The sequence below is a fragment of the Flavobacterium riviphilum genome (genome assembly GCF_055231795.1).
In genome coordinates, this window is sequence record NZ_JBUYSY010000002.1 from 92,121 (window position 1) to 107,431 (window position 15,311).

Consider the following 15,311-nt stretch of genomic DNA (forward strand, 5'->3'; position numbering starts at 1 on the left):
AATAACCAATTTTTTAATTATTTTTTATTAACCAAACCAATTTAAACCAAATGAAAAAAATTGCATTATCATGTTTAGTAATGATAGGCTTGATGTCTAGTTGTACTAAGAAAAAAGAAGAGGTGTCCAATGAATTAGATTTGAATGCTTTAAAAGGTTCTACGTTAAATATTTTAGCATGGGAAGGCTATGCAGACGCTTCCTTTACAAAGGCTTTTGAAGAAAAGTATGGAGTGACGGTAAAAGGCACGTATTTTGGTTCTTCAGACGAATTAGTATCTAAATTACAAAGTGGTGGAGGGGAGAGCTACGATATTATTACCCCTTCTTCAGATGTGGCAGGCTATATCGTTGAATCTGGATTAGTGGAGCCTATTGATACTGAAAAATTATCAGCGTGGAAATCCCTTTCATCGGTATTAAAAGACATGAAAGATGTTCAAAAAGAGGGAAAAGTATATGGTATGCCTTTTACTTGGGGGCCTGATTATCTTGTTTATGATGCCGATGTTATAAAAGAAGCTCCAACATCATGGAATGTTTTCTTAAGCCCTGAAAATAAAGGAAAAGTGGCGCTGTATGATGATATTTCTTCAATTTATTTAGCCGCACAAATGTTGGGGTATGATAAAAAAGATCCTTCTGTTTTATATAATTTAACGGAAGAACAATTAGCAGCTTGTAAAGCCAAATTGGTCGAAATGAAACCACAAGTTCGTAAAAACTGGACCTCTGCCGGTGAATTGGATAACCTTTTTAAAAACAAAGAAATTGTTGTAGCCGTGGGTTGGCCAATGACTCCAGCCAATTTGAATAAACAAGGGATGAACATCAAATCGGTTGTTCCTAAAGAAGGGGCTACAGGATGGATAGACCGTTTGATGATAGTGAAAGACGCCAAAAACAAACAATTAGCACAATTGTGGCTAGAATATGTTTCGCAACCAAGTGTGATGGCTCAAATCGCTGAGTTTACTCAATATTATGTGGCTAATCCGGAATCTAATGCCTTATTGAAACCGGAAACTCAAAAATTAATGGATGTAGCCAGTATGGATCAAATGTTTAAAACTTTGAATTTCTGGCAACCTGTGAAAAACAGAAAACGTTACAACGAAATTTGGAACGAAGTTAAAAATCAATAAGAAAATAGAAAATGGCCCGCAAGGGAGATGTACCATTGTGGGTCATTGTTTGATTTTAACCTTTCTTGAATCATTTATCCTTAATTTTTTGAATGAAAAATAATAATAAATATTTATTACTATTTCCATTATTGCTATGGTTATTGTTATTCTTGGTGTTGCCTTATCTTTATATTCTAACGCAGAGTGTATTAGCTACAGATGATTTTGGAAAAGTAATTGTTGATTTTAATCTTGATTCTTATTTCAAGATTTTCACTAATCCGCTGTATTACGAAACTCTTTTTAGAACTTTTTGGTATGCTATCCTTGTTGCAATTTCATGTGTTGTATTAAGTTTACCTGTAGCATATTTCATTGCATTTAAAGTAAAAAATAATAAATCATTCTATTACACATTAATCGTATTGCCTTTTTGGATGTCCTATATCGTTCGTGCTTATGCATGGAAAATTATTTTAGGGCAAGAAGGAATTTTGAATACATCGCTACTCAACATGGGAATCATAGATGAACCGTTACGTTTTGTTTTGTATTCCGACTTTTCAGTGATTTTATGTTTGATATATATTTTTTTGCCATTTGTGTGTATTCCTATTTATACCGCATTTGAACACATCTCCAAATCCTTACTAGAAGCAAGTCAAGATTTAGGGGCCAATTCATGGAAAACCTTTTGGAAAGTGATTTTTCCACTGGTTTTACCCGGTGTAATTTCTGGAGGTACTTTAGCCTTGGTTTTAACCTTAGGGGACTTTTTGGCAGCCACGCTTTTAGGAGGGCCCAACACCTTGTTTATATCCAGTATCGTTCAGAATTTATTTGGAACTTCCAATGATAAACCTTTGGGGTCAGCAGTTGGAGTAGTATTGTTAATTCTGGTTTTTATTTTGCTCGAATTCTCATCGAGGTATGAGAAAAAACATCAAACACACTAGTCATGAAAAAAGTTAAATCCTTTATAGTTTCATTTTCAGCTTTCTCCGTGCTATGGTTTTTGTATTTCCCAATTATTATAATTGTTTGGTTTTCGTTTAATAAAGACTCTGTAAGTGCGTTTCCGATTCAAGAGTATTCTTTGCATTGGTATGCCAAATTATTCGAAAATGAATCTATGATTGCTGCGGTAAAAATAAGCTTCTTGATTGCGATAGTAAGTACAATTTTAGCTTTAATAATAGGTGTTCCCTCGGCTTATGCCTTGCATAAATACAATTATTGGGGCAAAGAATTCTTGCTTAAAATTATTTTGTTGCCAATTACTTTACCAGGAATTGTAACCGGTGTAGCCATGTTGAGTTTTTTTCCACTTTTGGGAATTTCTCTTTCATTAAATGCGGTTTTAATTGGACATACTACTTTTTTAATTGCAATAATGATTACTCAGTTATTAGCTCGATTCAAAAAATTAGATCCTTATTTGGAATATGCCGCTTTTGATTTGGGAGCCAACCCGATAGAAGCTTTTTTTAAAGTGATTCTTCCTAATATCAAAACGACCATAATAGGTGCGGTATTACTTTCATTAGTGCTTTCTATGGACGAAATTCCAGTGACGTTCTTTTTAATTTCTAGAGAAAATACACTTCCTATTGAAATCTATGGTATGATGAGAAGAGGTATAACACCAGAGGTAAATGCAGTGGCAAGTTTGGTGTTTTTGATATCATCGATAGCCATTTTTATTTCATTAAAATTCAATAAGGATAATTAAACAAAATCTTTAATGTAGGTATCGCATCATTGCTATCGATCAACAAATAACAATGCAAATGAATAAGTTAGAATTAAAAAGTATAAATAAATATTTTGGTGATGCTCTGATCGTAAATCAATTGGATTTACAGATTGAAGCAGGAGAGTTTTTAACCATACTTGGGCCGAGTGGATGTGGAAAAACGACAACTCTGCGAATGATAGCTGGTTTTGAAACCCCAAATACGGGACAAATAGTACTTAATGGGCAAGATATTACCCAATTGCCACCCTATAAAAGAAATGTAAATACGGTTTTTCAAAACTATGCATTATTTCCCCATTTAAATGTTTATGAAAATATTGCCTTTGGGTTACGTCAAAAAAAGATGTCTAAAATAGCTATAGAAAAACGGGTCGACCAAATGCTGGAATTGGTTCAAATGCAAGCTTTTAAAACAAGAAAACCTTTTGAAATGTCGGGAGGTCAACAACAAAGAGTTGCCATCGCTAGAGCAATTGCCCCAGATCCCGATATTTTACTTTTAGACGAGCCTCTAGGAGCTTTGGATCTTAAACTAAGAAAGCAAATGCAGTTTGAACTCAAATCATTGCATAGCGAATTGAAGAAGACGTTTATTTATGTGACTCATGATCAAGAAGAAGCGCTTACCATGTCGGATCGTATTGCTGTGATGAACCATGGCGTGATTGAGCAATTATCAGATAGTCAATCGCTTTACAATTTGCCTTCAACCAAGTTTGTAGCAGGGTTTATCGGTGAGGCCAACTTGCTTTCTGTAGCGATTGAAAATCAAGATTCCTTTTCGTTTGATGGGGTAACTTTTGGGTTTGAACATTCCATTAAAAAGAAAAAAGGGGTGCTATTTGTTAGGCCGGAAAATGTTTCTTTTGAGAAAAAATCCAACATCGCTATTGAAGCTATAATTAAAGATATCATTTTTGTTGGAAATCACCGCAAATACAAACTGCTTACCTCTTCTGGTCAAGAAATAATTAAAACAGAAGATGCTTCTATTGCTTTGTCAAAACAAATAGGTCAATTGGTGACGGTGTATTTCTCAAAACAGCTCATTCAACTTTATGAGTAACCCAACCAGTACAATTATTGAAAATTTAAAAAAAAAATCGCTTATTATGTATAAAATGTATATAAATGGAGAATTTGTAGATTCTCTTTCTCAAAATACTAGAGAGATTATAAACCCAGCCACCAAAGCAGTTATTACTCATGTTCCCGACGCTACAGTAGCTGATGTAAATAAAGCGGTAGAAGCCGCCAGAGTGGCCTTTGATGGTGAGGAATGGCAAAGCAAAACTGCTCAAGACCGACAAAGAATTTTGTTTGCCATCGCATCAAAAATTCGCGAAAACTTTGAAACTTTTGTAAAACTTGAAGTGGAGAATAATGGAAAACCTATTCGCGAAGCTGAGTTTGATATAGACGATGCAGCCTCTTGTTTTGAGTTTTATGCCGGCTTGGCCACCAAGATTCACGGAGAAACAATGAGTGTACCGGGCAATTCATTTAGTTATGTAACCCGTGAGGCAATTGGAGTATGTGCACAAATCATTCCTTGGAACTTTCCTTTCTTGATGTGTGCTTGGAAATTGGCTCCCGCGATTGCCGCAGGAAATACTGTCGTCCTAAAACCTTCAGAAATTACTCCAATAACAGCCCTATATTTAGCTCAAGTAATTGCCGATTTAGATATTCCGAAAGGGGTAATAAACATTATTACGGGCGATGGTGCAATTGCAGGAAACGCTTTAATTAGTAATTCTAAAATTGATAAAATTGCATTTACAGGAGGAACTGCTACAGGGAAAAATATTGCGAAAATTGCAGCTGAAAACTTGAAAAAAGTAACCTTAGAATTGGGAGGAAAAAACCCTGTTATCATTTTTGATGATGCTAAAATGGATTTGGCCATAGATTGGGGATTGTTTGCTGCTTTTGCTAATAGTGGGCAAGTCTGTACGGCAGGTTCACGCATTTTGATTCATGAAGCTATTTATGATGATTATGTAGCAAAATTTATTGCAAGCGCACAAAAAATCATTGTGGGTGATGGAAGTGATGTGGCTACTACAATGGGACCTGTTGTTTCGCAATCTCATTTCAATAAAATTAAATCATACATCGAAGTGGGGAAAACCGAAGCCACTTTAGCTTTTGGAGGGAATACCAATGACGAAAAAGGGTATTTTATTGAACCAACGGTGTTTGTAGATGTTGATCCAAGTATGCGAATTGCAAGAGAAGAAATTTTTGGACCAGTAGTAGCACTCATGAAATTTTCTACTGAAGAAGAAGCTATTGCCATCGCCAATGATAGCGAATATGGTTTGGGATATGGTTTGTTTACCCAAGATGTAACGCGTGTTCATCGCTTCATGCCAAAAGTTAAAGCAGGTATTGGATGGGTAAATTTCTACCATCCCACTTTTAATGAAATGCCATGGGGAGGCTATAAACAATCGGGAACCGGACGAGAATTAGGGCTTTATGGCATCGAAAATTACCTCGAAGTGAAACAAGTAAATATCAATTTAGATACAGACCCTGTAGGTTGGTACTAAATCAAGCACAATGCTACTGTCAATACAATCAACTTTACTCATACATTAATTATACAGAATCTTATGATATTCAAGTCTATCAATCCTTTTACGCGAGAAATTATTGCAGAACATGAAGTGTTGTCCAATGCGCAATTGAACGACAAACTCAATGTTGCCGAAAAAGCTTTTAAAAGTTGGAAGGTTACTTCTTTTCAAGAAAGGGCTGACAAAATGAAAAAACTAGCGACTATCCTTCGTGACCATAAAGAATCATTGGGATTACTCATAACTAATGAGATGGGTAAAATTCTATCAGAAAGCATTGCCGAGGTAGAAAAATCAGCTGCAAATTGTGATTTCTACGCCGAAAATGCCGAGAACATGTTGGCAGATCATTCTTATACTACTCCTTTTGTAAGTAAATCCGTTTATGATCCTATGGGAGCAGTATTTGCTATCATGCCATGGAATTATCCTTTTTGGCAAGTGTTACGCTATGCAGCACCCGCAATTATGGGAGGTAATGTTACTTTGTTAAAACACGCCCCTAATGTGGTTGGTTGTGCCAAAGCCATTGAAAATGCATTTTTAGAAGCGGGGTTCCCAGTTGGCGTTTTTCAACAAATTAGTATCGATGTGCCACAAGTAGAGTCCGTTATTGCTGCCGATATTGTTTCGGGGATTACGTTAACAGGAAGCGAAATGGCAGGGTCATCTGTGGCTGCATTGGCAGGTAAACACATTAAAAAGTCTGTTTTAGAATTAGGCGGATCCGATGCTTTTATCGTTCTTGATGATGCCAATCTTGATAAAGCTGCTACGGTTGCAACACAATCTAGAATGTTGAATGCAGGTCAAGCTTGCATTTGTGCCAAGCGTTTTATTGTAACAGAAAAAGTGGCCGATGCGTTTGTGGACTTGTTTGCGCAAAAAGTCAACGCTTTGCAGCAAGGAAATCCCTTGCAAAATGGAATACATATGGGACCATTGGCACGCTTAGATTTAGCTGAAAAGTTAAGCGACCAATTGGCGAAATCCCTTCAACAAGGAGCAAAAATGGTACAAGGTGGAGAACGTGAAGCTTGTAATTTTCAACCCACTCTAATTGACTTTGTCGATGCTCAAAATATTGCTTTTCAGGAAGAAACTTTCGGTCCTTTAGCCACTGTAATTAGAGCCAAAGATGAAAGGGATGCCATTGCTATTGCAAATCAGCATCGTTATGGTTTAGCGGCAGCCATCTGGACAGAAGACAGGGAAAGAGCCTATACCTTGGCTAGAAAAATTGAGGCTGGAAATGTGTTTGTAAATTCTTTAGTGCGTTCCGATTCTAGAATTCCTTTTGGAGGGATAAAAAAATCTGGGTATGGAAGGGAATTGTCAGAAATCGGCATCAAAGAATTTATGAATATGAAATCTGTCATCATCGAATAAATAGGAGGGTAGTTTCCCGATTTCACTTGCTTTTTAGAATATCAAATTAAAACAAATTAGGACTCAATTTTATTCATTCAAACTCAATAATTATGAGAAAACCAAAATCAACTATCTTAAAAAAGATTGTTTTTAATATAAAATTAGCTCAGTTTTCTAATGAGAATCCTGAAATTGAAATAGATAAAATTGTGGAATTTGGTAAGGCAGACCCTTACAGTCGCAGAAAATTTGTTTCTGATGTAGCAAAATTTGGGTTACTTTCTGGAGTAATCGGTTCAACAGTTTTGGCTTGTAAAAAAGAAGAAGAAACTCCCCAAAATAAAAATACTCCAGATACAAATCAATCACGTTTAAAAGAAGCTAAAATAGTAATTGTTGGTGCTGGAATAGCCGGGTTAAATGCAGCATATCAACTTAAAAAAATGGGTGCAAATCCAATCCTTTATGAAGGGAGTCATCGTTTAGGTGGAAGAATACTTACACATAAAGGTGATGCATTACAAATGGGAATTCATCCAGAATTTGGTGGAGATTTTATCGACTCTAATCATGCTGATATTTTGTCATTAGTAAAAGAATTTGATTTAGAGTTGACCGATATGTATCAAGAATCTCATGAGGCAAAGTTAAAACATGAAACGTTCTTTTTTGATAATCGACATCTTTCGGAGGAGGAAATAATAAAAGAGTTTAAAAAAATTGCATCAAAATTAAGCAAAGATGCAGAAAGCCTTGGAGAGGATTATGATACAAAAGAAGCTTTACTTCTTGATAAAATGTCTTTAGAACAATATATATCGTCATTAAGTTGCGCCAATTGGCTTAAAGAGATTTTGACGGCGGCATACCTTGCAGAATTTGGCTTAGACACATCCGAGCAGTCCGCAATTAATTTATTAGACATGATTGATACCGATACGAGTGAAGGTTTTAAGATCTTTGGCGAGAGTGATGAGAAATACAGAATAAAAGGTGGAAATTCTTTACTTATAGAGACTTTAGCAAGTAAAATGCAAGACGCAATTCATATGAATGCTATGCTTACTGCTATTGGTCAAAAGGATCGTAAGTACCTTCTAACTTTTAATCAAAATGAGATTGTTGAGGCAGACTATGTGGTATTGGCATTGCCATTTACTATGTTAAGAAAAGTCAAAATGGATTTACCAAATTTGAGTCAAGCCAAGAAAGAAGCAATTCAAGAGTTGGGTTATGGTCAGAACAATAAATTGTTTTTAGGATTTGAAAATAGACCTTGGAGAGATGGTAAGAATAAATTTTATGGATATTTATTTCATAAAGATATTCATGATGGTTGGGATTCTAGTGCGGTCAAAAGTATTTCGAGTAACAAAGGCGTTTATTGTTGTTTTTTTGGAGGGAAAGACTCTATTCATTTATCACGAGTAGCCATTAATAATCCATATGCCCCAAAAAGCCATGTTTGGAAAACCGATTTGCCTCAAAAAGAAATAAATAAATATTTAACAGAATTAAATATAGTTTTTCCAGGCTCCAAAGAAAAATACAACGGCAAGCATGTATTTGCTTGTTGGTCTTCCTACCCTTTTGTACAGGCAAGTTATACTTGCCCTAAACCTGGACAATGGAACGGGGCAATGCTTCACATAAGTGAGCCAATAGGGGATATTTATTTTGCAGGAGAGCATTGTAGTGTAGATTTTCAAGGATACATGAATGGAGCGGTCGAGACTGGCAGATTAGCTGCTGAGGCTATATATAAAAAGATAAAATAATTAATTTAAATAACTAACTAACCAACTATTAACTTTAAAAACCAAAAAAATGAAAAAAATTATTGTATTTGCTATGATTGCTTTATCAAGCATAACCTACGCACAGACTGTTGCTCCAGATTCAACTGCTACTTCTGATGAATCGATTAAAGGTACATGGGATTTGAACTTAGATCTGGCGGCAAGATATATCTGGCGTGGTCAATCTTGGGGAGGCAATTTTCCAGTAGCGCAACTTTATGGGAATTATAATATAACCGAAAAGTTATCGGCTGGATTTTGGACAACACATAATTTTAGAAAAGAATATTACGATATCAATGGTACAACCAAAGGCTATCAGGAATTGGATATTGTTTTAAATTATACTCTATCCGATTTTTTAACAGTGTCTTTACAAGATTATTATTGGCCTTCCACAAACCATCAAGAAGGGGTGTCGAATGATTTTTTCAACTTCGGGAATAATGGTTCTCAATCTGTCGATATGATGTTGATGTTTGACTTTTCGGAGTATGAGTTTCCTCTTTGGTTTACAAGTAGTACATTAGTAGCTGGAAATGATTACCGATATAGAGATGATAATGATACAAAAGGTAAGCAAAATTTTACTACCTATATGGAAGTAGGCTACAGCTTTGAAGCGCCTCTAGGATTTGGTGTAGCTCCTGTAGTTGGAGCGGTATTGAACAACAAAGCACAATACTATACTTATGGAGATTATGACAAGCCTTCTTTTGTGAATTTGGGTTGTAAACTAACCAAAGAGATTAAATTGACTGAACATCTTACTATGCCAATTTGGTTGAATTATACCTTCAATGCCGCAAGAGCAAAAGAAAATTTAGAACCCTTTGGTTCTCATCTTTTGGTGGCAGGTGCTACTTTTACATTGACCAATTAAAATGACCTAAGGCTGATTTTTGATTTTTGATTTTTTCGGTATTTTCAGTAATAAAAGTTTTACTTTATAAAATCCTTGATTTAGGAGTAAATGGTTATTGTAAAATTCAAAAATTAATTTAACTAATTTTATTTGTTTAAATTTCATATTTATGAATATATTTGACTTTTTAATATTACAAAATGAATTAATTTGTTTTTTGTATAATTGAAAAAAAATAAATTTTTTTATTTATGTATTAGTTTTAAGTTAACTAAAAAAGGTCTAAAAATCAAAAATCAGCAATTATTGCATTTATTTGCAAAAAAAACACCAAATTTCTCATTTCGATAAAATTCATAAAATGGCATTAAAAGGTTTATTTAGAAAGAAAACAGTTCAGGAAATTTTAAAACAAGTAGAAAAAAACAATTCAGACGGTCATGATGCTTTAGGAAAACACTTAACCGCAAGAGATTTGACCGCATTTGGTATTGCTGCAATTGTTGGGGCGGGTATTTTTAGTACTATCGGACAAGCAAGTTCCGATGGAGGGCCAGCAGTTATATTCTTGTTTATGTTTACTGCTATTGCTTGTAGTTTTGCAGCTTTTGCTTATGCTGAGTTTGCCTCAATGGTACCTGTTTCTGGAAGTGCTTATACTTATTCTTATGTTGCCTTTGGCGAAATTATTGCTTGGATTATTGGATGGGCATTGATTATGGAATATGCAGTAGGGAATATCACGGTTGCTATTTCTTGGAGTGATTATTTTACAGGTCTATTGGAAAGTGGAGGGATTACATTGCCTCAATGGGTGCAAATGGATTATCTAACCGCTTCTAAAGGTTATACAGAAGCAACGGCTTTAATGCAAGGCGGGAAATCGTTTGACAATATTCCTGTTACTATACAAGAAGCTTATACCGCTTGGACCACTGCACCAACGCTTGGAGGTTTTCATTTTGTGGCCGACTTACCAGCATTATTAATTATTGTGTTGATAACCGCTTTGGTTTATCGCGGAATGAAAGAGTCTCGAAACGCCAGTAATTTGATGGTTGCTGTAAAGGTTTGTGTGGTATTATTAGTAATAGCTGTAGGGATTTTTTATGTAGACACGGCCAATTGGTCTCCGTTTGCGCCTAACGGAATCACAGGGGTGTTAAAAGGAGTGTCTGCTGTTTTCTTTGCCTATATTGGTTTTGACGCCATTTCAACTACAGCCGAAGAATGCAAAGATCCGCAACGCGATTTGCCAAAAGGTATGATGTGGGCCATTATTTTATGTACCTTATTATATATTGCCATTGCCTTGGTTTTAACTGGAATGGTAAGTTACAATCAACTCAATGTTGGAGATCCATTGGCTTTTGTATTTGAAAAATTAAATTTAAAATGGTTGTCAGGGATTATTGCTGTTTCGGCAGTAGTGGCCATGGCAAGTGTATTATTGGTTTTTCAAATGGGGCAACCTCGTATTTGGATGAGTATGAGTCGAGACGGATTATTGCCTAAGAAGTTCTCAAAAGTACACCCTAAATTTAAAACCCCTTCTTTTGCTACCATAGTGACAGGTTTCGTAGTAGCTGTTCCTGCTTTGTTCTTGAATTTGACTATGGTAACAGATTTGTGTAGTATTGGGACACTCTTTGCCTTTGTTTTGGTGTGTGCTGGAGTATTGATTTTACAAAATCAACCCGATATTCCTAGAGGAAAGTTTAAAACTCCGTATATCAATTCCAAATACATTATGCCTTTGTTGTTGATTGTAGGACTTTTTATTGCTTTTGGTTTTAACAAGCAAAAAACAATGGATTTTTTAACCAACACTACTCAAATTAATGAACCAGCTGCAATTGTTACTTCTTTGAACGAAAAACAAGCCATGGAGGTTAAAACGTATTTGTTGGAAAAAGAAGGTATAAAAGACGAAGGAGCGTCTATTGATTTAGAAGAGCTTTTAAGCAAGCATTATGAAGATGAGGCACAATATGAAGCTATAATTTCTCAAATGCCTGTATCGGATGCAATCAAATACGAAAGTGGCTTTGATTTATTCAAACACAAAATACCAATGTGGATTTTCTTGTTTTCTTTGATTGGCTTGACTGTTTGGGCTTACAAACAAAATTTATCCTTGATACCTTTGTTAGGATTAATCTGTTGTTTGTATATGATGGCAGAGTTAAGCGTTTGGAATTGGATTTATTTCAGTGTTTGGTTGTTGATAGGTCTCGTTATCTACTTTAATTTTAGCTATAAAAACAGTAAACTGAATCAACAAGTTTAGTACTACGAATAACAATTTTAAACCCCAAAAAGATTTTTTCCTTTTTTGGGTTTTTTAGTTGTAAAGAATTTATTTAGAAATGGCAACGCTAATTTTTTCTTTCAATTTAAAATCAGGATTGATTTTTATCTGAGTGGAATTGAACAAGTTTGAAAGCGGAATGTTGGTAAATTCTAATCCCATGACATTGGGGTCGGGCCAATATTTTAATTTGTCATTAAAGTTGGAATCTTCACTTTTCAATCCCCCAATACAATTGTTGATGATATTGTTTTGAAGGGTGATTTTCGCAAGATTCTCTGGTAAGAGGCCAATTTTGTTTGACATTAATAAAAAGGGTTCAAAGCCCGAAACAACACTGTTTTTAAGGCTAAATTGTGTGTTTTCTTTTATATAAATGGCTTCTCTTACTAGACCTTGATTGTTTTCTTCAAGATTGACCAAAGTAATGTTTTGAGCTTGTATGACAGACAGTTTTTTTGTTGTGTCATAATTGTCGATTTTGTCGTATGAATCCATTTCAAAACAACGAGAGCCAGCAGCATCAGAAGAAAAAGGATGACGCAGAGCGATACTGTTGCTAATATGGGCTTGTACCCCTTGCGTAAAATCAAAATCATCGTCGGTGGTACGGTAGGAAATAAGATGATCCATTGTTAAATCTCCTCCATAACACTCGAAAGAGTCATCGTTTGAAAAACTAATTTGAATGTAACTTAATGTTGTTTTTTTTCCAACTCCCGCTAGCGATAAACCGTTAAGTTCTTTGAGTGCATTCAGTTTTCTGCCTGCGTACTCTATGCGGACGTATTTTAGGATTCCCGAATTACTTTCGGTATTGGATCCACCATAAGAACATTTGGAAGCATCTAAATTAAAATCTAGTAAGGCTTGTCCGTTAATACCTGCTTTGTTGATAGGGGCCTCTCCTAGTAAAAGTATTCCGCCCCAATCACCAGGTTTTCTAACTGTTGGTATTTTATTGGAAGTAAATACAATTGGGTTTTTTTCGTTGCCTTCGGCTATGATTTTGGCTCCTTTTGTTATCACAAGTGTGCCACAGGTTACTTCATCTCCTCTGATAATCGTACCGGGATCAATACTTAATGTGGCATTGTTGATGACATAAACAGTACCTTCTAGCAAATACGTTTTTGTGTTGCTTAAATGGGTGTCTTTGTCAATATATCCCGAGAGGATTTGATTGGGCACTTGATAATCAGTGGTAGCGGGTTTGAAATTTGTCCAATTGTCCATCCAATTTGATGGGCCATATATTCCTTTTGGTGCTTGAGCAGCTAAAGAAAAGGTATTCAAAATTAAAATGACAAGAATTGCTTTTAGTTTCATTTTTTGAATTGTTTTACTAAAAAATAATTTAGTGGTTAAACATTTCAAAAGTAGGAGGGGAATATTAAAACAAGACGCAAAAAAAGTTAAGGATTTATTATTAAATTGTACTGAATAGATCCAAATTGCTTATTTTGTTTACGTTATGTTAAACCCTTGAGTTGAGGTAAAAGTAGCCAGCTATTATTTGTATAAAAAAAATAGAGGCTGTCCATTGCTGAACAGCCTCTATTCGAAATTTTTGTCTAAAATTAGAATTTCAAACTCACTTTCAATTCAAATTCGTCATAGATTGCTTTGTCACCAATGCTTTCAAAAAATGATTTTGAACCGTATTTGATATCGTATTTAGTACGATCAATATTAAACGCTGTTGTAGCTGTGTTGCCATTAACAGTGATATCAAAAGTAACAGGCTTAGTAATTCCTTTGATAGTTAAGTCTGCAGTTACAGTATAAACATCTTTAGATTTGGCACCAATATTTTTGAAAACTAAAGTAGCAGTTGGAAATTTTGCAGTTCCAAAAAAGTCATCATTTTTCAAGTGACCATTTAATTTTCCTTGGTATTCACCTTTTAAGTCAGTAGCCGTTAGAGAGTTCATATCTACTGTAAAAGAACCACCTTTTAAGGCTTTTCCTTTAAATACTAAAGCTCCTTCTTTGAAATTAACAGTACCGTTGTGTTGACCTGTTACTTTTTTTCCTACCCATTCGATAGTACTTGCAGCAACATCAATTTTTTTGGTTTGTGCAGCTACTGATAATGAAGCAAATGCTACTAAAGCTAAAGCGATTGTTTTTAAATTTTTCATAATTAAATTGGTTTTTAAATTATTATTTGAGTTGTTATTAATTTACAAGGTTACGAATAAATCTTCATTTGATTTTCTAACTTTTATATAATGTTGGGTTTCGTCTTCTTCGTGACGATACCCTACTGCGGCAATCACAGCTGCATTTAAATTCATTTTGTCTAAACCTAAAATGGCATTGAACTGTGCAGGATCAAAACCTTCCATAGGAGTGGCGTCAATTTTCAATTCGGCTGCTGCGTTAAGTAAGTTTGCCAATGCTAAATAGGTTTGCTTGGCAGTCCAAACTTGTTTGGCATCTTCAGCTAAATTTGAAAGTGAACCTTTCATGAAATCACCATAACCATTAAGTGTACCTTCTGGAAGATTACGGGTTTGTTCAGCGTTTTTCAAATAACCTTCGATATCTTCGTTGCCCACTGTAGTTTGATTAGCAAAAACAAACAAATGCGATGCTTCTGTAATTTGCGTTTGTCCCCAAGCTGCTGGTTGCAATTTTGCTCTTAATTCAGGATTATCTACAATAAATACTTTGTACAATTGTAATCCATAAGACGAAGAACTCAATCGGATGGCTTCTTTTAAAGTAGCTAAATCTTCATTGGAGATTTTTTTTGTGGCGTCAAACTTTTTGGTTGCATATCTCCACTTTTGATGGTCTAAAAACGTATTCATTTTTTTGTCTGTATTTATTTAGTTCTATATTTTTCTAATAAGTAGTTAAGTTGTTTTAATTCTTCGAAAGTTAAATTGTTGGCAAAAGTTGTTTCATGTTCTTGTACTAATGGTTCTAATTGCTCTAATACTTTAATACCTTTTTCAGTGATCATAACTTCTATTTTTCTTCGGTTTTCTGGACAAACATTTCGAGTCACATAACCTTTTAATAAAAGTTTGTCTACTAATCGAGTCGTATTACTGGTTTTGGCTAACATGCGTTCTTGAATGTCGCACATATTGGCTGGTGCACCTTTTTGTCCTTTAAGAATTCGTAAGACATTATATTGTTCGCCCGAAATTTCATAGGGCTTAATAATTTCATTAAACTGTTCTGTAATTACAATTTGAGTGTACATCACATTCAAAACGGCACGGGTAGTTTCTCTATAATCGATAGTGCTTTTTAATACAGTTTCTATTTTCATGTTTGTAACAACTAAATTTGTAGGTACAAATGTAGTGTAAATTTTTAATGTATATACAAATATTGTAATTTTAACATTTGTATAGTGTAAAAAAAGCTATGATGGTCTAAATCATAGCTTTTATCTTATTGTTTTGAGGTGACACTTTAATCTTTCACGCCAAGTTTGGTTAAGATGCTTTCTATTAAAAAATATTTGGAAATAG

The 15,311-nt window shown here is 34.8% G+C and carries 13 protein-coding genes; 9 read left to right on the forward strand and 4 right to left on the reverse strand.

Translation table 11 applies throughout. From position 1 onward, the window contains the following. Positions 1–50 precede the first annotated feature (50 nt). The 9 genes from ACZIX2_RS03100 (at position 51) to ACZIX2_RS03140 (ending at position 11,796) form a co-directional block, all read left to right on the forward strand. Positions 51–1,145, forward strand: a complete 1,095-nt coding sequence (locus ACZIX2_RS03100) for an ABC transporter substrate-binding protein (RefSeq protein WP_463338618.1) — start codon at positions 51–53, stop codon at positions 1,143–1,145. Between the two features lie 92 nt (positions 1,146–1,237). Continuing rightward, on the forward strand, positions 1,238–2,083 hold the full coding sequence (locus ACZIX2_RS03105) for an ABC transporter permease (RefSeq protein ID WP_463338619.1): 846 nt from the start codon (positions 1,238–1,240) through the stop codon (positions 2,081–2,083). A gap of 2 nt (positions 2,084–2,085) precedes the next feature. Then, positions 2,086–2,859 carry an ABC transporter permease gene (locus ACZIX2_RS03110; RefSeq protein WP_463338620.1) on the forward strand — a complete coding sequence of 258 codons (774 nt, stop codon included), beginning with the start codon at positions 2,086–2,088 and terminating at the stop codon, positions 2,857–2,859. A gap of 58 nt (positions 2,860–2,917) precedes the next feature. Then, positions 2,918–3,952 carry an ABC transporter ATP-binding protein gene (locus tag ACZIX2_RS03115; RefSeq protein WP_463338621.1) on the forward strand — a complete coding sequence of 345 codons (1,035 nt, stop codon included), beginning with the start codon at positions 2,918–2,920 and terminating at the stop codon, positions 3,950–3,952. 46 nt (positions 3,953–3,998) lie between these two features. Further along, on the forward strand, positions 3,999–5,444 hold the full coding sequence (locus ACZIX2_RS03120) for an aldehyde dehydrogenase family protein (RefSeq protein ID WP_463338622.1): 1,446 nt from the start codon (positions 3,999–4,001) through the stop codon (positions 5,442–5,444). A 63-nt stretch (positions 5,445–5,507) separates the two neighbouring features. Then, a complete protein-coding gene (locus tag ACZIX2_RS03125; RefSeq protein WP_463338623.1) occupies positions 5,508–6,860 on the forward strand; it encodes an NAD-dependent succinate-semialdehyde dehydrogenase in 1,353 nt (450 codons plus the stop codon). Positions 6,861–6,952: 92 nt separating this feature from the next. Beyond that, the gene (locus ACZIX2_RS03130) at positions 6,953–8,620 is read left to right on the forward strand and encodes a flavin monoamine oxidase family protein (protein WP_463338624.1); all 1,668 of its coding nucleotides are present in this window, start codon (positions 6,953–6,955) and stop codon (positions 8,618–8,620) included. A gap of 49 nt (positions 8,621–8,669) precedes the next feature. Continuing rightward, complete coding sequence (locus ACZIX2_RS03135) at positions 8,670–9,524, forward strand: hypothetical protein (RefSeq protein WP_463338625.1); 855 nt, start codon at positions 8,670–8,672, stop codon at positions 9,522–9,524. 343 nt (positions 9,525–9,867) lie between these two features. Continuing rightward, on the forward strand, positions 9,868–11,796 hold the full coding sequence (locus ACZIX2_RS03140; RefSeq protein WP_463338626.1) for an amino acid permease: 1,929 nt from the start codon (positions 9,868–9,870) through the stop codon (positions 11,794–11,796). Positions 11,797–11,865: 69 nt separating this feature from the next. Here the strand turns inward: ACZIX2_RS03140 and ACZIX2_RS03145 are convergent, their stop codons facing one another. The 4 genes from ACZIX2_RS03145 to ACZIX2_RS03160 form a co-directional block, all read right to left on the reverse strand. Next, positions 11,866–13,146, reverse strand: coding sequence for a hypothetical protein (locus ACZIX2_RS03145; protein ID WP_463338627.1), 1,281 nt, complete (start codon positions 13,144–13,146; stop codon positions 11,866–11,868). 251 nt (positions 13,147–13,397) lie between these two features. Continuing rightward, positions 13,398–13,961: a YceI family protein gene (locus ACZIX2_RS03150; RefSeq protein WP_463338628.1), complete on the reverse strand. Its 564-nt coding sequence runs from the start codon at positions 13,959–13,961 to the stop codon at positions 13,398–13,400. Between the two features lie 42 nt (positions 13,962–14,003). Continuing rightward, positions 14,004–14,636 (reverse strand): NAD(P)H-dependent oxidoreductase, encoded by a 633-nt coding sequence (locus ACZIX2_RS03155; RefSeq protein ID WP_463338629.1) that lies wholly within the window; start codon positions 14,634–14,636, stop codon positions 14,004–14,006. Positions 14,637–14,650: 14 nt separating this feature from the next. Continuing rightward, positions 14,651–15,106, reverse strand: coding sequence for a MarR family winged helix-turn-helix transcriptional regulator (locus ACZIX2_RS03160; RefSeq protein ID WP_463338630.1), 456 nt, complete (start codon positions 15,104–15,106; stop codon positions 14,651–14,653). Positions 15,107–15,311 lie beyond the last annotated feature (205 nt).

What these genes read in the sequence shown, in the direction of transcription:
- ACZIX2_RS03100 (WP_463338618.1), top strand. Translation starts at nt 51, where the DNA reads ATGAAAAAAATTGCATTATCATGTTTAGTAATGATAGGCTTGATGTCT.
- ACZIX2_RS03105 (WP_463338619.1), top strand. Translation starts at nt 1,238, where the DNA reads ATGAAAAATAATAATAAATATTTATTACTATTTCCATTATTGCTATGG.
- ACZIX2_RS03110 (WP_463338620.1), top strand. Translation starts at nt 2,086, where the DNA reads ATGAAAAAAGTTAAATCCTTTATAGTTTCATTTTCAGCTTTCTCCGTG.
- ACZIX2_RS03115 (WP_463338621.1), top strand. Translation starts at nt 2,918, where the DNA reads ATGAATAAGTTAGAATTAAAAAGTATAAATAAATATTTTGGTGATGCT.
- ACZIX2_RS03120 (WP_463338622.1), top strand. Translation starts at nt 3,999, where the DNA reads ATGTATAAAATGTATATAAATGGAGAATTTGTAGATTCTCTTTCTCAA.
- ACZIX2_RS03125 (WP_463338623.1), top strand. Translation starts at nt 5,508, where the DNA reads ATGATATTCAAGTCTATCAATCCTTTTACGCGAGAAATTATTGCAGAA.
- ACZIX2_RS03130 (WP_463338624.1), top strand. Translation starts at nt 6,953, where the DNA reads ATGAGAAAACCAAAATCAACTATCTTAAAAAAGATTGTTTTTAATATA.
- ACZIX2_RS03135 (WP_463338625.1), top strand. Translation starts at nt 8,670, where the DNA reads ATGAAAAAAATTATTGTATTTGCTATGATTGCTTTATCAAGCATAACC.
- ACZIX2_RS03140 (WP_463338626.1), top strand. Translation starts at nt 9,868, where the DNA reads ATGGCATTAAAAGGTTTATTTAGAAAGAAAACAGTTCAGGAAATTTTA.
- ACZIX2_RS03145 (WP_463338627.1), bottom strand. Translation starts at nt 13,146, where the DNA reads ATGAAACTAAAAGCAATTCTTGTCATTTTAATTTTGAATACCTTTTCT.
- ACZIX2_RS03150 (WP_463338628.1), bottom strand. Translation starts at nt 13,961, where the DNA reads ATGAAAAATTTAAAAACAATCGCTTTAGCTTTAGTAGCATTTGCTTCA.
- ACZIX2_RS03155 (WP_463338629.1), bottom strand. Translation starts at nt 14,636, where the DNA reads ATGAATACGTTTTTAGACCATCAAAAGTGGAGATATGCAACCAAAAAG.
- ACZIX2_RS03160 (WP_463338630.1), bottom strand. Translation starts at nt 15,106, where the DNA reads ATGAAAATAGAAACTGTATTAAAAAGCACTATCGATTATAGAGAAACT.